Genomic DNA, 17,847 nt, shown 5'->3' on the forward strand with positions numbered 1-17,847 from the left:
TCCGGTTTGAGTGCGGGAAATCAGTGTCTGGACCAGCGGCAACAGGGCATTTCAGTCCCTTGCCGGTGCGTGAGGCCAGTATCAAACGCGGTGCGGGATGCCACTTTGCATTTCAGGACACGCGCTTTCTCAATCACGACAGGGCCGGCAAGCCACGCCTGAAAGCGAGACAGGCAGCAAAGCTGCGCCAAGAGCTTTGCGGGCCGCAGACCCAAGCTGCCGCAGCCTGCAAACGACATCGCTCGCCTCGGGTAAGTGCGGAGTACTGCAGTCATCAAATGCGAAGTCGCAGGCATGAAACGTCAAGTCCGGCGACTGGCCGCCAGCCATCATGAATTGCTGCATTCCTCCACCCGGGCACCTGCACGCAAGGACATGCCAGCCGATTCAGCGCCGTATCTGCACTCTGCCAAGGGCGAGATCGGCAGCCAGACCCCATGACAAAACGACAGGAGACCTCCATGACAAGCGCCGTGAATTTCGCAGAACCCGCCACGCCATCACGCAAGCAACATAGGCGCAGCATGACTCAAAGCCTGCGCTGCTGCGCCGCCGTGCTTTGTACCGGCCTGCTGGCCGCCACGGCTGTGCAGGCCCAGACCCCGGCTCCCACCTGGCCCAGCAAGCCCATACGCATCGTCATTCCCGCACCTCCGGGCGGCATCACCGACGGCGTGGCGCGCCTGGTGGCCGATCATCTGCAGAGCAATCTGGGCCAGCCCGTGGTGGTGGACAACAAGCCCGGCGGCTCGGCCGTGATTGCCGAGCGCGCCGTGATGAATGCGCCCGCCGACTGGCACACGCTGATGATTGCGCCCTCCAGCGTCTGGACCGACTTTCCGCTCACCGTGAAGACGCCTTTCGATGTGCACAAGACCTTCACCTATGTCTCGGATGTGGCGTCCATGGTGCACATGCTGGTAGCCAACAACAGCTTCCCGCCCAACAAGATTCAGGAAGTGCTGGACTACGCGCAAAAGAGCAGCGGCCCAATCAATATCGCCAACCTGAGTCCTGGCACCCGCTCCGACATGCTGGGCGAGCTGCTGAGCGAGAAAAGCGGCGGCAGGATCACCGCCGTGCCTTACAAGGGCTCGGCCCCGGCCATCGTCGACCTGATCGGCAATCAGGTGCAGCTGACCTTTGAGGTGGTGACCAATGCCGCCCCGCTGATCAAGGCCGGCAAGATCAAGGCCCTGGGTGTGGTCTCGCCCAATCGCTCGCGGCTGCTGCCGGATGTGCCCAGCTTTGCCGAACAGAACATGCCCGACTTCGTGCTGCCCGATGCCAGCGTGGGCCTGTTCGTGCTGAGCAGCACGCCCCCGTCCTTGGTCCAGAAGGTGCGCCAGGAAATGGACAAGGTGACCCAATCCCCCAAATTCCAGGCCCAGCTCAGAAGCCAGGGCTTTGATGCGCCCCAACCGAGCACCATGCCGCAGCTGCAGCAAAAAATGCTGAGCACGGTGGAGCAGAACCGCAAAATTCTGAGCAAGCTCAGAGTCGCCGGCAACTGAAGGAAGCTGGCGTAGCCGTCCTCATCTCAAGGGCGGCACCTTGGTAGTGTGTTTGGCGGGCCCTTGCGGCCCGCTTTTTTATGCGCCGCCCTGGCCTTCGTGTTGCGCCCTGGCGCGGCTGTCCTTGGCACTGCAGCCAAACTGGCTCTGATACCAGCGCGAAAAACTGCTGGGGGCCGTAAAGCCCAGCAACTCGGCCACTTCGGTCAGAGAGCGGTTGCTCTCGAACACATAGCGCACGGCCAGCTCCTTGCGGATATCGTTCATCAGCGAGGAAAAGCTCTGGCCTTTTTCCGTCAGCCGGCGCTGAATGGTGCGCGGCACCACACCCAGGTGCTCGCTGACCTTCTCAATGCTGCAACGGCCGCTGGGCAAGAGCAGCAAGATAGTGCGGCGCACATCGTCCAGCACCGCATCGTCGCTCACGGGTGCCACGGACTCCAGCAGCTTTTGCGCATAACGCACCATGGCGGGGTCGGCGAACTCGTTGCGCGTATCGAGATCGGCCTTGGCGCAGACAATGCAGTTGAACTCCTGGTTGAACTCCACGCGCTGGCCGAACATCAGGTGGTGCATGCTCAGGTCCTTGGGCGCGGCATGCTCGAAACACACCTTGCGCGGCTGCCAGTCGCGACCTATCAGCTGCCGGATGGCACGCACCATCACGCCCAACGCCAGCTCCACGCGCTGGCGCGTAGGCTCATGGGCACGACCGGCCAGCAACAGCTCACGGATCAGCACCGTGTCGGCCTGCTCGTCCAGCTCCAGCGTCATGGCGCCGTTGAGCAGGGCCAAATGACGCACCAGGAGATTCAGCGAATCGCGCAACGTGGCCTGATCGCGGATCAGCAGACCCACCGGGCCCATGTTGGACAGCAGGCGCGAGCGCGCCATGCACAGACCAAAGCTCTCATTGCCCGACTGCGTGGCCGAGGCCTGCAGCAAACGCCCCACCTTGTCCACAGGGATCATCAGATCCGGCTCGTCGAGCACCGCAGGGCTGAGACCGGCATCGAGCAGCATGCGCGCGCCATTCAGCCCCGAAGCCTGGGCGACTTCGGCGTAATTGGTCAAGCAGGCTGCGCGAACGAGAGAGGCCATGGGGTTTCACTAACTTGGCACTAATTGCAAAGCACCAGTCATGTAATGACAAGCGCCGATCGGGGGGAGTTTTCACACTGGCGGCATCGATTCTATAAGGAGACTTCCCAATGAAAAACGAGGTTGGCGCAGCACCCGCCCTTATCCGCTCCAGCTCTTTGACCCGCTCTCTGGAAGTCAATCCTCTGACCTGCTCCATCGGTGCGGAGCTGTCCAACGTTCATCTGGGTGCGGCCGCCGAGGACGAAGGCCTGATGGCCGAGATCCGCCAGGCGCTGCTCAGGCACCGCGTGATCTTTTTCCGCGACCAGGACATCACACGCGCCGAGCATGTGGCGTTTGCACGCAAGTTTGGCGAACTGGAAGACCACCCGGTGGTGGGCAGCCACCCCGAGCACCCCGGCCTGGTGCAGATCTACAAGACCCCCGACAGCCCTCTGGACCGCAACGAAAACTCCTGGCACACCGACGCGACATGGCGCGAGCAGCCCCCCATGGGCTGCGTGCTGCGCTGCGTTGAGTGCCCGCCCGTGGGCGGCGACACCATGTGGGTGAACATGGTGATGGCCTATGAGAACCTGCCAGACGACATTAAGGTCAAGATCGAGCACCTGCGTGCCCGCCACAGCATCGAAGCGAGCTTTGGTGCCGTCATGCCCATCGAAAAGCGCCTGGCACTCAAGGCCCAATACCCCGACGCGGAGCACCCCGTGGTGCGCATCCACCCCGAAACCGGCGAGAAGATTCTGTTCGTCAACAGCAGCTTCACCACCCATTTCACCAACTACAACACACCCGCCAATGTGCGCTTCGGTCTGGACAAATCGCCCGGCTCCTCGCAACTGCTCAACTACCTGACCAGCCAGGCCATGATTCCCGAGTACCAGGTGCGCTTCAAATGGCGCAGGAACAGCGTAGCCTTCTGGGACAACCGCTCCACCCAGCACTACGCAGTGATGGACTACCAGCCCTGCCACCGCAAGATGGAGCGCACCGCCATCATCGGCGGCCCCACGGACTGAGCCAGGAGACAGAAGATGACCTTGAACCACACGATTCTCATCATCCCCGGCCTGCGCGACCATGTGGAAGAGCACTGGCAGACGCTGCTGGCCAAGGAACTGGCTGCGCAGTCCATCCCCTGCGTCACCGTGCCGCCGCTGGAACAGGACAAGCTCAGCTGCCAGGCCCGCCTGGACGCCATAGACCGGGCTCTGGACGGCATCGACGGCCCCGTAATCATCGTGGCGCACAGCGCCGGCTGCATGATGGTCGCGCACTGGGCGCTGCGCCGAGCCCGTCCCATTCTCGGAGCCCTGCTTGCTGCCCCCGCCGATGTGGAAACCCAGATGCCTGCCGGCTACCCCCCCAAGGATGTGCTGGCAGCCCACGGCTGGACGCCCATCCCGCGCCAGCGCCTGCCGTTTCCCACACTGCTGGCAGCCAGCAGCAATGACCCGCTGACCCAGTTGGAGCGCGCGCGCAGCTTTGCGCGCGACTGGGGAAGCGAGCTGGTGGAGCTGGGCCCCAAGGGCCACCTGAACCCGGCCTCGGGCCATGGCCCCTGGCCGCAGGCAAAACAGCTGATCGAGGATTTGCAGGCGCGGATCGAAGCCCGACAGCCCGAGCCGGCGGCCTGAGCCGCCCGATAACCATCACGATGAATGCGCAGCCACCCACAATATATAAAAGGTGCGCGCAGATGGGGAGCCAGATCTCCCCGTTGAAGGAGACAAGCAATGAAGGCAAGAACATCCGCCTCGCGCAATTCAGTGGACACCGCAGGTTCTCGCACCGCGACAGCCAGCGCAATGCGCCGGAAATTAGGCCTGGCCGTCATGGCCGTGGCCGCCGGCCTGGCCTTGCCCGCACAAGCCGGGCAGACCGCAGACTGGCCGACCAAGCCCATACGCCTGATCGTCACCGGGCCCGCCGGCGGCACTGCCGACACCCTGGCACGCCTGCTGGCAGAGGGCATGCAGCAAGAGCTCAAGCAGCCCGTGATCGTGGAGTCCAAGCCCGGAGCCTCGGGAGCCATCGGCATCCAGGACCTCAAGTCGCATGGAAAGAGCGGCTACACCTTCCTGGTGATTCAGGACGGAGCGCTGAGCGAGGCACCGCAGGCCCAGAAAGTCAGCTTCGACCCGTTCAAGGACCTGACTCCGCTGGCCCAGCTCACACGCACCGGTCTGGTCATGGTCGCCAACAAGGACCTGCCTTTTCAGACGCTGCCCGAATTCATCAGCTACGCCAGGCAGCAACGCGACGGCGTGGACTTTGCCTCCTACGCCACGGGCCTGAAGGGTCACACCTCGGGCATGCTGCTGGGCCAGTTGGCCAAGATCAATATGCGCCATGTGGGCTACAAGGGCTCGCCCCCTGCTCTGGTGGACCTCATGGGGGGCCATATCCCGGTGATGTTCGATGGAGTCACCACTTCGCTGCCCCTGATTCGCAGCGGCAAGATCAAGGCGCTGGCAGTCGTCTACCCGAGCCGCCTGCAGACTTTGCCCGAGGTGCCGACCTTCACGGAGCTGGGCTACCCCCAGCTTTCCAAACCAGGCTGGTTTGCCGTGTGGTCCCATCCGCAAGCCCCGGCAGCCATCCAGCAGAAGCTGCGGGACGTGGCGCTGACGCATTTCCGCAAGGAGGCCGTTCTCAAGCAGCTCGCTTCGCTGGGCATGGAGCCCGGCCAGCCGCTGAGCACAGCCGACATGACGACCGACCTCAAAGAAGCCAGCCGCAAGCAGGCGGCCCTGCTCAAGTCCATAGGCTACAAGCCCGAGAACTGAGGCCCGGGCCCTTGAGCAATTGCTCTCAAGCGGCTCCATTACCAATCTGATTCAAGACCTCTGCCCGGTGCCACTTTGGCACCGTGGGCGGCTGCACCCGGCTCAAGTCCATTTGCGGGATTCGAGCTGGGGCTTGCCTGCGCCTTAAGCCCATCCCCAGGCCCGGGTCCGGCTTTGCGTTGCTGTTTTTCTCGTCGGTTTGCCTTCAGGCATCTTTTTTCAACGGTTCAAGGAGACATGAATGACTACAAAAAAAATGGCTTTCAATGCGCTGAGCGCTCTCGCATGCACGCTGGCGCCGCTGGCGGCTTCGGCGCAATCGTCGGTGCAGATCTACGGCGTGGTGGATATGGCCGTATCCAACTACCGCGGCGCGGGTGCGGGCTCGCGCCAGATGCTGACCTCCAGTGGCAATCAGGCCAGCCGTCTGGGCTTTCGGGGCCGCGAAGATCTCGGCAGCGGTCTGGCCGCCGGCTTTGATCTGGAAGCGGGCCTCAATACCGACAACGGTACCGGCCAGGCCTCCAACACCAACAACCAGCCTTCAGGGGCAGGCAGCAGCAACGGCCTGAGCTTCAACCGCAAGTCCCTGGTCTATCTGCAGAGCAAGCAATGGGGCGAGGTACGTCTGGGCCGCGACTATGTGCCCGCCTTCTGGAACATGTTCAACTACGACCCCTTTCGCCTGGGCGTGGGCATGAGCCTGCATGTGCTGCACGGCACGACGGTGACGGGCTTTCGGGCGTCGAACAGCATTGGCTACCTCTCGCCCGGCTGCTCCAGCTCGAGTTGCAAGGGACTGTTCTATCAATTGATGACGGCATTCGGCGAAAACGATGCCGGCCCCAACCGTCAGGACGGCCGCGTCTATGGTGCACGCCTGGGCTATGGCGGCGATAACTGGGACGCTGCCGTCGCCATCACAACCACCAAGAACCGCGCCGCCGACGATTACAGGCAGATCAATGCCGCCGCCTCCTACCTCTGGGAGGGCCACCGCCTCATGGTTCTGGCTGCCGATCACCGCACCGGCAACCGCCTGGCAGGTCTGGACAACGCCAACCATGTGCGCTACTGGCAGCTGGGCGCCATCTGGAAGGTCGGCAACGACAACATCCCCATGAGCTTCATGCGCCTGAGCCGCAACGACAACAGCGGCAGCAGCTCCAACAAGTATGCCGTGGGCTATGTGCACAACCTCTCCAAGCGCACCGCCCTCTACGGCACCTATGCCTATGTAGACAATCGCGGCAGCATCAACCTGCCGGTGGCCACGGGTGCTCTGCAGGGCCCGATCCCGGTCGCTGGCGGCAATGCATCGGGCTTTGACATCGGCATTCGCCACACGTTCTGAGTCCAGTCCATGGCAACCGGCACCTGCCGGTTGCCGGTTGCCGGTTGCCGGCCAGAGGGCATCAATCCTGAAACCATAAAAAAGGCCCGCAGAGAAAATCTGCGGGCCTTCTTCATCGCACATCAGCGCTCGATGGTTCAGCAACAGTTGTCAGGCGGTTTGAGCCAGAGCAGTCCCTCCCTGACCAGGACTTCGTAGAGAGGAATCGTCATCTGCGGCGATGCCGTGCACTTGCCGCTGCGGATATCGAACTTGAGTCCATGCGCGGGGCAACTCAGCACATGAGCATCGCAATTTCCGCCGGCCATGGAGGCACCCGCATGCGGGCAGCTGTTCTCCAAGGCATAGAACTCGCCTTCGACATTCAGCAGCAAGATGCTCTGGCCACCAGGCGTGAAGACCAGCTTGCGCCCACCAGGCGGCAAATCCCGCACGGCGCCGGCAGCCAGCAATGCGGTATCAGGCGAAGGTGCTGTCGGCAACACGGGCATGCTCCATGGCGCGCAGCAGCTCTGCGGGCGCCACCGCGCCCGTCACCTGCAGACGCTGGTTGAACACCATATGCGGCACGCCGCCGGTATGGCTGGCCTCGCTTTGGTAGCGCAGCGCATCAAAGCGGGAAGGATTCCAGTCCAGTGCCGCCGAATGCGCCAGCTGCTGCAGCACCATGACCGAGCCTATATCGCGGCCCTGCACAAAGTAAGCGGCAAAGATGGACTCCACAAAGCGGATCATGGATTCGCCATCGAGCAGAGTCTGGGCGTAGTTGACCAACGCACAAACCAGGCGCGTGCTGGGGAAGGTTTCAATCAACGCATGATTGATCTGCAGACCCGCCGCGTGGGCCGCCGAGCGCACCTGGGCACGGCGAACCTCCACGGCTCTGGGGCCGCCGAGCCGGGCTTCGTAGAAGGCCTGGTAAGGCACTCCATGCTCCGGGATCCGGGGCAGCAGAGTGTCTGCATGCCAATGGATTGCAAGCTGCTGGTCGGGATATCTGGCCAGCAGCATCTCACGGGCGGCCAGCAGATTGCGCAGACCGATCCAGCACCAGGGGCAGATCAGGTCCAGCGAAAAGTCGACCTGCAGTGTCGTTGCAGCAGAGCTTTGAGTCATGACATTTGTTTCTTTGGGCAGTCACCAAGGTTGATGCAAAAAAGGTCTGAATGGCTCAGCCCTTTTCATACCGAAGTGCTGCCTTCGATATCTCAGAGCGTGAAGATGGCCGATCCCACAATCTTGCGGGCTTCCAGGTCGCAGTGAGCCTGCACGGCGTCTTCCAGCGCATAGCGCTTGCTGATGTCCACCTTGATACGGCCTTCGGCTACATGGGCGAACAGCTCGTTGGCCAGCTCTGCACGCTCCGTGGGGTCGGCGATGTAATGCGCCGATGCGGGACGGGTCAGGAAGAGCGAGCCCTTGCCGGCCAGAATCTGCGGGTTGAATGGGGCAATGGAGCCTGAAGCCGTGCCCAGACAGACCATCAGCCCGCGCACCTTCAGGCTGTTGAGCGAGCCCTCGAAAGTGTCCTTGCCCACGCTGTCGAAGACGGCATTCACACCCACGCCATCGGTCAGCTCACGCACGCGCTTGGCCACGTCTTCATGGCTGTAGTTGATGGTGTGAACGCAACCGTTGGCCTTGGCCACTTCGGCCTTGGCATCGCTGGAGACTGTGCCGATCACGTTCAGGCCTTCCAGCTTTGCCCACTGCGATACCAGCAGACCCACGCCACCGGCTGCAGCATGCAGCAGGATGGTGTCGCCCTTCTTGAAGTCCCAGATACGGCGCATCAGATAAGCCGCGGTCAGTCCACGCATGGTGATGGCTGCCGCGGTTTCAAAGCTGATGTTGTCAGGCAGACGGATCAGGGGAGCAGCAGAAATCAGGCGCTCCGTGGCGTAAGCGCCGATGGTGTTCAGCGCGCCGGTATAGGTCACGCGGTCGCCGACCTTGAAATCCGTCACGCCGTCGCCCACGGCCGTGATCGTGCCGCAAGCCTCGCTGCCCACGCCCGCGGGCAAAGGCGCGGGATACAAGCCGGAGCGGAAATAGGTATCGGCAAAGTTCAAGGCCACAGCGCCCTGCTTGAGGCGAACCTGACCTGGACCGGGTTGGCCGACTTCAATGTCTTCCTGTCGCAACACCTCGGGGCCGCCAACTTCGTGATAACGGATTACTTTTGCCATACAAACTCCCAGTCAGATACCAATCGAAAGGTGATACGGCACACGCCCTCACCTCGAACAGAATCGATACAAATCAATGACTTAAGCCATATCTCCGCTATCTCTCCATTCAGACTGGACTGAATTTATGGGAATTCGCCTGCAAGGCATTTCCCGAGAGCGCCGCTCTCTTGTCTTTACGCGACACCACGGGTAAATATCAGGCTAAAAAATTAACTTCAAAGTTTCTCTTTGATTGAAAGCTTGCCGCAAGCGTTGCCCACCATATTGCGCGTCTGCGACTGCGGCAAGCCCGTCCCAGCCTCTAGAATCATTCCGTTTACGTAAACGTCAAACCAATGCGAGGACCTGGCATTCTTGCCAGGTGCCAGACATGAAGTCGAGGGAAGCCCCTGCCATCCATGGCAGGCAACATCCCCAACAATCCAAGGCACAACCCAGGTCTGGCAGCCAGCCGGGCCGGCATTCAAGGAAACAGAGACGATGACCTACAAAGCGCCCATCAAAGACATGCTGTTCGACATGGAGCATCTGGCCCAGATCGAGCAGGTCGCCCAGATTCCCGGCTTTGAAGATGCGGGGCTGGAGACCGCGCAGGCCGTGCTCGAAGAATGCGCCAAGCTCTGCGAAGGCGTGGTCGCGCCCCTGAATGTTCCCGGCGACCTCAATCCCTCGTCCTTCAAGGATGGCGTCGTCACGACGACGCCGGGCTTTGCCGATGCCTTCAAGCAGTACGCCGAAGGCGGCTGGCAAGGCCTGCAGCACCCAGCCGACTTTGGCGGCCAGGGCCTGCCCAAGACCATTGGCGCAGCCTGTATCGAGATGCTCAACAGCGCCAACCTGAGCTTTGCGCTGTGCCCGCTGCTGACCGACGGTGCCATCGAGGCACTGCTCACTGCAGGCAGCGATGCGCTCAAGTCCACCTATCTGGAAAAGCTCGTGACCGGCGAGTGGACCGGCACCATGAACCTGACCGAACCCCAGGCCGGCTCCGACCTGGCCCTGGTGCGCACCAGGGCCGAGCCTCAGGGCGACAGCAGCTACAAGGTCTTCGGCACCAAGATCTTCATCACCTATGGTGAGCACGATATGGCGGACAACATCGTCCACCTGGTGCTGGCCCGCGTGGCCGGTGCTCCCGAGGGCGTCAAGGGGATCAGCCTGTTTGTCGTGCCCAAGTTCCTGGTGAACCAGGACGGCTCCTTGGGCAAGCGCAATGATGTGCACTGCGTCAGCATCGAGCACAAGATGGGCATCAAGGCCTCGCCCACGGCCGTGCTGCAATTTGGCGACAACGGGGGAGCCATCGGCTACCTCGTGGGCGAGGAAAACCGCGGCCTCGAATACATGTTCATCATGATGAACGCCGCCCGCTATGCCGTGGGCCTGCAGGGCCTTGCCGTCGCCGAGCGTGCCTACCAGCACGCCGTGGCCTACGCCAAGGAACGCGTGCAAAGCCGTCCCGTCGACGGCTCGGTCAAGGCCAGCGCCACCATCATCCACCACCCCGATGTGCGCCGCATGCTGATGACCATGCGCGCCAGCAACGAGGGCTGCCGCGCCATGGCAACCGCCGCCGCTGCCGCCTACGATGCCGCCCACCACCATCCGGACGCCGAAGTGCGTCAGGCCAACCAGACCTTCTATGAATTCATGGTGCCCCTGGTCAAGGGCTACAGCACCGAAATGAGCCTGGAAGTCACCAGCCTGGGCGTGCAGGTGCATGGCGGCATGGGCTTTATCGAGGAAACCGGCGCCGCCCAGTACTACCGCGACGCCAAGATCCTGACCATCTATGAGGGCACGACCGCCATCCAGGCCAATGACCTGGTCGGCCGTAAGACCGCGCGTGATGGCGGCCTGACCGCCAAGGCGATTGCCTCCCAGATCGAGAAGACCGAAGCCGCCCTCCATGCCAGCGGCACCGATACGGCCAAGGCCGTTGCCAGGAACTTGGCCCAGGCCCGTCAGGCCTTTGTGCAGGTGGTGGACTTCATCGTGGCTCAGGCCAAGGCCGACCCCAATGCCGCTTATGCGGGCAGCGTCCCCTATCTGATGCTCACCGGCAATCTGGTCGCAGGCTGGCAGCTGGGCCGCTCGGTGCTGGCTGCGCAGGAGCTCTTGTCCAAGGGCCAGGACACGGCCTTCATGCAGGCCAAGCTGGCCACGGCTCAGTTCTATGCCGAACATATTCTGACCCGGGTGCCCGGCCAGGCCGATGCCGTGATCAACGGCGCGGCCAGCGTGATGGCATTGCCCATGGAATTGTTCTGATCGTGCACCTGAAGGCGGGGCAATGACGCCCTGCCTTATCGAGAAATGCATGGAAATAGCGGCTGGTGCTTATGGATAAAGCGCCAGCCGCTATTTTTTGCATCTCTAGAACGCACTGGGGCCAGTTGCCAGGCAGACTCCTGGGCCATCGCTCACGCGGGCAAACACGCGCCTCGGGTGGAACAAGTGGTCTGCGCAGTCCGGGAAGTGAAGCCTTGGGCTATGGCTACGCAATCAGGATGGCACGCAAACGGTCAATCCATCAGATACCAAGACGTTCTGCAATAGCGCGAGCATTTGCCTGGCATGCTGACTCATAGTCAAATCTGCCGACCACTGCCCCTGATCTGCAAACACTGAGTTCATCGCAAGCGCCTTTAAGCTCTGACTCTTCTTCTCGCTCATCAGTTGCTTGAACTTATCTTCCGGCCCGGAATTGCTCAGGCGTGAATTCATTGCATGGCTGACCAGGCACAAATTGCCGAAAGCATGCAGATGCTCGTCCGCCCACGCATTGCCAGCAAACAGCTCCGTCTGCGGATGCAAGTGCTCCACAGAGCGGCGGGTACTGGTGAATTCAAATTCACGCCATTCCGGTGCACTGGTCTCGTTCTTACTTTTGGCCTGCAGCCACAGCAAGTAGTCCAGAAAATTAAAGTCGATCAATCGCGCGCGTCCATACACCAGTTTCTTAGGCAAAGCCCTCATCAAGCCAGAGTCAGGCTGTGGCGGAACAAAAAAACAATCCTTACGGCGCACTATTTCTTCGTAAGTCGCACTGCTCCCCTCCTCTAACACAAAGGCCTTAGTCAGCTCCTCCAGCGCCAGCAAAAATGCTTGCGCGTCAATCGCCTGGGTCACATCCTGCCGATACAGCCAGCGCAGCACGCCTTGCAGCCAGTGCTTGCGCGTGGGCAGCATGTACGACACATGCAGTGCGGCCTGCAACATGCGCAGGCGCTCTCCGTAGTCCTGCTCAGTGACTTCAAAGGCATTGAGCCACTGCAACACAGCTTTGTCGTTTCTGAACTTGCAGCGCTGCAGTTGCCAATGCTCGTCATCGCTCTGGCTCTCCACACTGCTCTTGATGACATGCTGGTCCAGCAAAAACCGGCAGCGCAGCAGCCTGTACGCAAACTCCTGAATCTGCTCTGCATCGCCGCGCAGCAATGGTTCAAACGCCGTCAGCAGATGCTTGTCGTCCAAGGGTGTATTGGCCAACGCATCCCCCGGCATCATGGCTAATACCTGCAGCAAGAAGTTCGGAAAATTAATCACCGCTCCAAACTGAGCCTTGCTTTCGTCATCTTCCTCCTCTGCCGCTAAAAGCTTGTTGGTTTGATGCCTTACACCCGCTGCAGAAGAACCTGCCACTATCAGCTGCGATAACGACTTGGGCACTACGGCCTTGTCATCACTCCCCTCAAAGCACCTCAGCAACTCCTGCGGGCTTTTCACAAGCAGCAGCCTGCCATCTGCAGCAAACAAACTTTTGCGCATAGCTGGCACAAACCCAGACTGCACCGACCTATCCATCACTGCGCAGGCATCCCACACCGCATGCAACACCTTCATCGCAGCCTGCTGGCCTTGCCGCTGCAGCGTCCCCAGCAAGCGCGCTTTCAGCACCTCGTGCTGCGCCAGTTGCTCCCCCCGGTTATTCATTACCTCAAAGTAATGGTTCAAATCGGTACGGGGCGGCAGCTCCACCCGCAACAGTCGCACTTGCTCCAGCAAGAAAGTGGCGAACTCCTTGCGTTCAGCTCCTGGTATTTCGCGCAGCAAGCTTTCGATGATTGCACGCCCCTGCCAGATGCTGCTGGCGCCGCTGGCGTCATCGGAACTGTCTTTTGTCGCATCCTCCCGCGCCAAAGCAGCAGCGTGCAATGGCTGAGAAAACACCGCCTGCAGCGCATGACTGGAAGCCGCACGCGACTCAAACTGCAATGGCATACGCTGCATCGAGGCAGCCAGCTCCGGGTGCAATGCGCGCAGTACGGACACCAGCAAACTCAGCGTCGTCAGCCGCTGCTGGCCATCCACCACCTCCCAATGGGCCTTCTGTTCTGTGTATCGCTCATACACCACCAAAGTGCCAATGTAGTAGTCATGCGCCTGACTCTGTGCATTGCGCTGGGCATAGTCACGCACATCGGCAATCAGCTGACCAATTTCTCTCACGCCCCAAGCGTAATTGCGCTGGTACACCGGGATCGAATAAATCCCGTCACTCAACACACGCTGCACCGTCAGCAGCTGTGGCTTCTGCTTGTCGCTCATGCGTTTTCTCCTGCGCCCTGCTTCTGGGCATCTTGTTGTGTGTTCTGCTGCCAGTAGCCCAGCTTGCGCATCAAGCCTTCCAAGGTTGCCAGCCCCTTGGGACGCGACTGCTCGCCGCCCTGGTAGCTATTGCCATAAAAAGCAGCCGGCAACGCCATCCCTAAAAAGTCCTGCTGCGTCACTGCATCGCGCAGTACCGCAAACGGGTTGACCCCGCTTTCGCTCACAAACTTGTCCATGCTGCCCACCATCACCCGCCGGTTCAGCAAGCGCGCATAGGCCCAGGCAAAGGCCAGCTCCACGGCCTGCGACAAGCCTTGCTCGCCAAACTTGTCCAGGTAATACATCAGTAGCGCATCAAACACGGCCCGCACATGCGAATCGCCCTTGCGCTCGCGCCCCGCATAGCGGCCCAGCGTCAGCAAAATCTCATGGGCTTCACCAGCCAGCGGCCGCTGCAGCTTTTGCGCCCACGGCGGCAACTGGTCCTTTTCCTGCTTGAGGTGAAAGCCCATACCCCAGTAATGCTGCACCCAGTCAAAAAACCGTAGCCCATTGACCACTGGCGCATCCAGCTGACAAGGCCAGACCCGACCGCGCGTGCCCGTATGGCGCTCCAGCAAATGCACAGCATCGTCCAGCATGCGCCACGCACGGCTCATGGGCGCAGCCGCACCGCTCTCCAGACTGATGCCTTTGAACACGCCCACATGCCGCTTGCCAAAAAACTCCGCATCCCGCCCCCGGCTGCGCTGGCGGGTCTGAAACAAAAAGCGCGCAAAAAGCCGCTCTAGGTCGTCTTGCGAACACTTCTCCCAAGCCTGCACGGCATGCCCCTGCAGCGCCAGCTCCACCGGGCGCAACGCCCGCAGATGAAACGCCTTGAGCAAATCATGCACGCACAATGCCTTGCCACGCCCGTTTTGTGCGTCAAAGAACTGAAACGCCTCCGTCAGGCTGTGCAGCTCAACGCGCACCAGCTCGCAGCGCTCCAGCAAGAACGAAGCCTGCATCTGCCCCCACTGCGCCTGTCGAATATGGCGGGCAACCGCCTGGTAGTTGGCCTGCACCAGTTGGTGCGACAACGGGCTGGGAAACTGGGGCTCAAACAGCTCCAGCGCCAGCAGCTCCTGCTGCCAAGGCTGGCGCTGCCCCTCTGGCACCAGCTTGGACTCTGCACACATGGCATGCAGCACCAGCAACAAGGTCACCGTGCGCTGCTGCCCGTCCACGATATGGCGCAGTGCATGCCGCAGTTGCACCTCGCGGTCCTCAGCCTGCTCCACATGCACCACCACAGTGCCCATGCGATAGCTGCTGGCCCCTTGGTCCTGTGCCGTCGTCTGAGCCTGCAGCTCAATATCACGCAGCAACTGCTGTACCTGCGCCAAGCCCCATTTGTAGGGCCGCTGGTAATGCGGAATATTCAGCGACAGGTCGCACAGCCAATTTCGCAGCGTGCAAACCTCGGCGCTGGCCGGTGACGATCTCTGCTCAGGCAATGGCTGCATCGCCGCCATGCTTGCTCCCTCATTCATGCTTCCCATCGTGGCTCTTTCTTCTAAATAGGGAATGCGCAGGTGCTCCTCCACCACTACGCGCACATGCAGCCGCCTCTCCACGGCAACTGCTCCGCGTGAATCTAGCCGACTCAGGCGGCCTGAAACACATGCTGCCGGTGATACTCCATGAACCCTTGGTGCTGGGGCTGCAGCGGCTTGCGCAAGCGCATGCCCACCCCAATCCCAAGCAAAGCGGCATCCGCCGCAGCCAGTTGGGGGGATACAAGCACCTGTCCAACCGCATCCAGCGTGATCAGCCCGCGGTCAAACGCAGCATCCCACTGTGGCGCCAGCAGCAAGCCATTGAACGGGTTGGTTTGCTCCTCTGGGGTACTTGCTGCCCACGGTTTGATATGTGATGCGCGCAACAAGCCCGTATTGGCTACGCCTGTGATGGCACATACCCCACCCCAGTACTGCACCAGCGCCTCGCGAAAGCTGTTGTGGCCAACGCGGCGAGTGCTCTGGGTCTGCACATCTTGACCAGGCGGGAGCGCGGCGTCTTGTGCAAGCGCTGCAGACGCATCACTACCTGATGGGGAATCAGATACTGACAACGACGCAGGCTGTACGCCCTCCAGAAAATCCAGACAACGCGTCAGTGCTACTTCGCTGTCAAAGGTCAGTCCCAGCCCAAAGGGAATCGGCGTTGCCCCTGTGTGCATATGCTTGGGGAACAGCCCCATATTGGAAGAGTGAAAGTAGCCGCTCCCCACATGCACGCCAGCCCCTTGCACGGCTCCGACGCCAGATTGCGGGTGCGCCACGAGCACCGTAGTGCCATTTTTGCTTTGCAGGTTCAGATACAGCGGGTAGGAGCTGCCACGCTGGTAGACCACCTTTTTCTTGGTTCGATTCTTCTCGCCATAGCCGCGTGCGACCAGCACGGGCTCTACCACTTCAACAGACAAAGACATCAGATCTCTTTACTTACACACAACAAGCGCAAGCCAACCCTGGCTTGCGCACTAACGATCGGTCTACTGAGGTGCAGCCAACCGCTTTCAGGCCGCAGCCTGCTCTACCCATGCCTGCGCTAACTGGGTCTGGGTGTTGCGCGCCTGGGTGAGCTTTTCGCGCAACTGCTGACACAGGGCGCGTAGCTCGGTGACGCGGGCGACGATGCGGGATTGTTCGTCGAAGGGAGGAAGAGGAACTCGAATGCTTTTTAACTTGGTGCCGTTGTAGTTTGCTTGACCGGTCTGTTGAGTCAAATCCGGTTCGATCTCATTTTCGCGGCAGTCGCGAGTGTTCATGTAAGCATTGATGTACTCGGAATTAACCAAGCCATTCATAAGCCGTATGCGAATGAGATAAGAGGCAAAAGTCACCTTGCGTGAATACCCCTCAAACAACCCTGTCTTGCCCACAAGCTCATAGCTATTTGTACGATTGAAAAGTAGGTCACCTTTGTGCAAAAACAGGTATGGCAATTCGCCCTGAAGGTCCTTCAGATATTTCAAATTGCTCATGACAACTCGGCCACCTTGAATATTACCCATACGTAAGATGGGAACAGCAGCACTGTCATCTACCGATTTCTGGGATGACCCGTAATCAAACGACTCTCCAAGGGAACTCATCCTCACCCACTCCCACCTCGCCGGCAAGTCAAACGGCTTTTCATCATCATTAATCGCAGGCAGCGGTTTATCTTTCTTAATTTTCCCCTCTGCAATCAATCGATCCTTTTTCAGCCGAATCTTCTTGAGCAATTCACTCGCAGCCTCATCATTCGCATCCTGCTCCACCAGCAAGCCACGTACTGCGAGTTGGAGGATGGTTTGCTCCAGTGCGTCCACGGCTTCGGGGCGGTCGATGAGCAGGTCAAAGTGCTGCGCCAGCCGCTGCCAGTTGCGCGCCAGTTCTTGCGCGCTTTGGGTTTGGGTGAGGCTGTCCAGCAAAGCTTGCAGCAATTGCTGGTGCTGGGTGTGTTCCAGCTGGCCTTTTTCCTCCAGCGCATCGCAGAGGCGCATCAGTTCTTCAACGCGGGTGACGATGCGGGATTGTTCGGCGAGGGGCGGGATGGGACACAAAAAATGGAACAAATTGCCTTGATAAATTGCACAAACATTGGTAGTCGCCGACTTAATCTGATCAAGCCTTATTTGACCTAGTGGACTACGAAACCATGCATCAATAAAATTTGCTTCAATTTTTCCGTGAAAACGCGAAACAAGGATATTATTGTTAAATATTGTGTTTTCTTCTGGAAGAAATTCAATAACACAAGTTTTACCGACTAGTTCACGGCTGTTTCTAGTATTAAATAAGAAGTCGCCTATCTTTAATTTAAATTTTTGCAACTCTTCATCATTTGCATTAACCCGAATTAAAGCTGAATATGTGACGCCACCACTATTCGCTATATTGTTCATTTTAAAATATGGATAAGCAAGTGATTCGCTTTGCTGATCACGCCCACGATCCAAGCCAGTACTGCTAGAAAAAGGCAATTTTCCAAATCTTACCCACTCCCACCCCACCGGCAATTCAAACGGCTTTTCTTCTTCCGTAATTTCCGCCAGCGGTTTGTCCTTTTTGATCTTCCCTTCCGCAATCAGCCGGTCTTTCTCTGCGCGAATCTTTTTCAGCAATTCGCTGGCCGGTTCATCATTTGTATCCTGAGGCACCAGCTTGCCCTGCACGGCCAGCGTCAAGATCAGCTCGCGCAGACGGGCCACACCGCCGGGAGCTTGGGCGGTAGTGGCAAACAGTTGTTCAAAATTAGGTAGCAGCTTGCGCTGGTCATTGCTTGTGTTCAGCATGGTTTGACCCTGA

General features: G+C 60.0%; 15 protein-coding genes. 7 read left to right on the forward strand and 8 right to left on the reverse strand.

The features are described from left to right. Window positions 1-294 precede the first annotated feature (294 nt). Both DJFAAGMI_RS21510 and DJFAAGMI_RS21515 read left to right on the forward strand, forming a co-directional pair. Window positions 295-441: a hypothetical protein gene (locus tag DJFAAGMI_RS21510; RefSeq protein ID WP_155293383.1), complete on the forward strand. Its 147-nt coding sequence runs from the start codon at window positions 295-297 to the stop codon at window positions 439-441. Between the two features lie 20 nt (window positions 442-461). Further along, complete coding sequence (locus tag DJFAAGMI_RS21515; protein WP_249334663.1) at window positions 462-1,514, forward strand: Bug family tripartite tricarboxylate transporter substrate binding protein; 1,053 nt, start codon at window positions 462-464, stop codon at window positions 1,512-1,514. A 78-nt stretch (window positions 1,515-1,592) separates the two neighbouring features. On the opposite strand, the gene DJFAAGMI_RS21520 is transcribed toward DJFAAGMI_RS21515, so the two are convergent. Beyond that, window positions 1,593-2,615: an AraC family transcriptional regulator gene (locus tag DJFAAGMI_RS21520; RefSeq protein WP_043005288.1), complete on the reverse strand. Its 1,023-nt coding sequence runs from the start codon at window positions 2,613-2,615 to the stop codon at window positions 1,593-1,595. Window positions 2,616-2,725: 110 nt separating this feature from the next. Between DJFAAGMI_RS21520 and DJFAAGMI_RS21525 the strand changes: the two genes are divergently transcribed. The 4 genes from DJFAAGMI_RS21525 to DJFAAGMI_RS21540 all read left to right on the forward strand — a co-directional run bounded on the left by DJFAAGMI_RS21525 (window position 2,726) and on the right by DJFAAGMI_RS21540 (window position 6,761). Then, window positions 2,726-3,637, forward strand: coding sequence for a TauD/TfdA dioxygenase family protein (locus DJFAAGMI_RS21525; protein WP_211459008.1), 912 nt, complete (start codon window positions 2,726-2,728; stop codon window positions 3,635-3,637). Window positions 3,638-3,652: 15 nt separating this feature from the next. After that, window positions 3,653-4,255 carry an RBBP9/YdeN family alpha/beta hydrolase gene (locus DJFAAGMI_RS21530; RefSeq protein ID WP_211459010.1) on the forward strand — a complete coding sequence of 201 codons (603 nt, stop codon included), beginning with the start codon at window positions 3,653-3,655 and terminating at the stop codon, window positions 4,253-4,255. 99 nt (window positions 4,256-4,354) lie between these two features. Then, window positions 4,355-5,407 (forward strand): Bug family tripartite tricarboxylate transporter substrate binding protein, encoded by a 1,053-nt coding sequence (locus DJFAAGMI_RS21535; RefSeq protein WP_211459012.1) that lies wholly within the window; start codon window positions 4,355-4,357, stop codon window positions 5,405-5,407. Between the two features lie 241 nt (window positions 5,408-5,648). Beyond that, complete coding sequence (locus DJFAAGMI_RS21540) at window positions 5,649-6,761, forward strand: porin (RefSeq protein WP_249334671.1); 1,113 nt, start codon at window positions 5,649-5,651, stop codon at window positions 6,759-6,761. Between the two features lie 137 nt (window positions 6,762-6,898). On the opposite strand, the gene DJFAAGMI_RS21545 is transcribed toward DJFAAGMI_RS21540, so the two are convergent. The 3 genes from DJFAAGMI_RS21545 to DJFAAGMI_RS21555 form a co-directional block, all read right to left on the reverse strand. Then, on the reverse strand, window positions 6,899-7,252 hold the full coding sequence (locus DJFAAGMI_RS21545) for a Rieske (2Fe-2S) protein (RefSeq protein WP_211459013.1): 354 nt from the start codon (window positions 7,250-7,252) through the stop codon (window positions 6,899-6,901). Continuing rightward, window positions 7,221-7,877: a DsbA family protein gene (locus tag DJFAAGMI_RS21550; RefSeq protein WP_211459014.1), complete on the reverse strand. Its 657-nt coding sequence runs from the start codon at window positions 7,875-7,877 to the stop codon at window positions 7,221-7,223. The genes DJFAAGMI_RS21545 and DJFAAGMI_RS21550 overlap by 32 nt, the downstream gene beginning before the upstream one ends. Before the next feature lie 92 nt (window positions 7,878-7,969). Further along, window positions 7,970-8,950 (reverse strand): quinone oxidoreductase family protein, encoded by a 981-nt coding sequence (locus DJFAAGMI_RS21555; RefSeq protein WP_211459015.1) that lies wholly within the window; start codon window positions 8,948-8,950, stop codon window positions 7,970-7,972. A gap of 483 nt (window positions 8,951-9,433) precedes the next feature. On the opposite strand from DJFAAGMI_RS21555, the gene DJFAAGMI_RS21560 reads away from it, so the two are divergent. Continuing rightward, on the forward strand, window positions 9,434-11,224 hold the full coding sequence (locus DJFAAGMI_RS21560; RefSeq protein WP_211459016.1) for an acyl-CoA dehydrogenase: 1,791 nt from the start codon (window positions 9,434-9,436) through the stop codon (window positions 11,222-11,224). A 234-nt stretch (window positions 11,225-11,458) separates the two neighbouring features. On the opposite strand, the gene DJFAAGMI_RS21565 is transcribed toward DJFAAGMI_RS21560, so the two are convergent. The 4 genes from DJFAAGMI_RS21565 to DJFAAGMI_RS21580 form a co-directional block, all read right to left on the reverse strand. Continuing rightward, complete coding sequence (locus tag DJFAAGMI_RS21565; RefSeq protein ID WP_211459018.1) at window positions 11,459-13,504, reverse strand: DUF262 domain-containing protein; 2,046 nt, start codon at window positions 13,502-13,504, stop codon at window positions 11,459-11,461. After that, window positions 13,501-15,042 (reverse strand): DUF262 domain-containing protein, encoded by a 1,542-nt coding sequence (locus DJFAAGMI_RS21570; RefSeq protein WP_211459020.1) that lies wholly within the window; start codon window positions 15,040-15,042, stop codon window positions 13,501-13,503. The genes DJFAAGMI_RS21565 and DJFAAGMI_RS21570 overlap by 4 nt, the downstream gene beginning before the upstream one ends. Window positions 15,043-15,155: 113 nt before the next feature. After that, window positions 15,156-15,983, reverse strand: coding sequence for an HNH endonuclease (locus tag DJFAAGMI_RS21575; RefSeq protein ID WP_211459022.1), 828 nt, complete (start codon window positions 15,981-15,983; stop codon window positions 15,156-15,158). 87 nt (window positions 15,984-16,070) lie between these two features. Further along, a complete protein-coding gene (locus DJFAAGMI_RS21580; protein WP_211459024.1) occupies window positions 16,071-17,834 on the reverse strand; it encodes a restriction endonuclease subunit S in 1,764 nt (587 codons plus the stop codon). Between the last annotated feature and the right edge of the window lie 13 nt (window positions 17,835-17,847).

The sequence above is a fragment of the Comamonas brasiliensis genome, from assembly GCF_018292285.1.
In the GTDB taxonomy this organism is placed as follows: domain Bacteria; phylum Pseudomonadota; class Gammaproteobacteria; order Burkholderiales; family Burkholderiaceae_C; genus Comamonas; species Comamonas brasiliensis.

Excerpts from the sequence above, each read along its gene's own strand:
- DJFAAGMI_RS21510 (WP_155293383.1), top strand. The coding sequence starts at position 295 with ATGAAACGTCAAGTCCGGCGACTGGCCGCCAGCCATCATGAATTGCTG.
- DJFAAGMI_RS21515 (WP_249334663.1), top strand. The coding sequence starts at position 462 with ATGACAAGCGCCGTGAATTTCGCAGAACCCGCCACGCCATCACGCAAG.
- DJFAAGMI_RS21520 (WP_043005288.1), bottom strand. The coding sequence starts at position 2,615 with ATGGCCTCTCTCGTTCGCGCAGCCTGCTTGACCAATTACGCCGAAGTC.
- DJFAAGMI_RS21525 (WP_211459008.1), top strand. The coding sequence starts at position 2,726 with ATGAAAAACGAGGTTGGCGCAGCACCCGCCCTTATCCGCTCCAGCTCT.
- DJFAAGMI_RS21530 (WP_211459010.1), top strand. The coding sequence starts at position 3,653 with ATGACCTTGAACCACACGATTCTCATCATCCCCGGCCTGCGCGACCAT.
- DJFAAGMI_RS21535 (WP_211459012.1), top strand. The coding sequence starts at position 4,355 with ATGAAGGCAAGAACATCCGCCTCGCGCAATTCAGTGGACACCGCAGGT.
- DJFAAGMI_RS21540 (WP_249334671.1), top strand. The coding sequence starts at position 5,649 with ATGACTACAAAAAAAATGGCTTTCAATGCGCTGAGCGCTCTCGCATGC.
- DJFAAGMI_RS21545 (WP_211459013.1), bottom strand. The coding sequence starts at position 7,252 with ATGCCCGTGTTGCCGACAGCACCTTCGCCTGATACCGCATTGCTGGCT.
- DJFAAGMI_RS21550 (WP_211459014.1), bottom strand. The coding sequence starts at position 7,877 with ATGACTCAAAGCTCTGCTGCAACGACACTGCAGGTCGACTTTTCGCTG.
- DJFAAGMI_RS21555 (WP_211459015.1), bottom strand. The coding sequence starts at position 8,950 with ATGGCAAAAGTAATCCGTTATCACGAAGTTGGCGGCCCCGAGGTGTTG.
- DJFAAGMI_RS21560 (WP_211459016.1), top strand. The coding sequence starts at position 9,434 with ATGACCTACAAAGCGCCCATCAAAGACATGCTGTTCGACATGGAGCAT.
- DJFAAGMI_RS21565 (WP_211459018.1), bottom strand. The coding sequence starts at position 13,504 with ATGAGCGACAAGCAGAAGCCACAGCTGCTGACGGTGCAGCGTGTGTTG.
- DJFAAGMI_RS21570 (WP_211459020.1), bottom strand. The coding sequence starts at position 15,042 with ATGAATGAGGGAGCAAGCATGGCGGCGATGCAGCCATTGCCTGAGCAG.
- DJFAAGMI_RS21575 (WP_211459022.1), bottom strand. The coding sequence starts at position 15,983 with ATGTCTTTGTCTGTTGAAGTGGTAGAGCCCGTGCTGGTCGCACGCGGC.
- DJFAAGMI_RS21580 (WP_211459024.1), bottom strand. The coding sequence starts at position 17,834 with ATGCTGAACACAAGCAATGACCAGCGCAAGCTGCTACCTAATTTTGAA.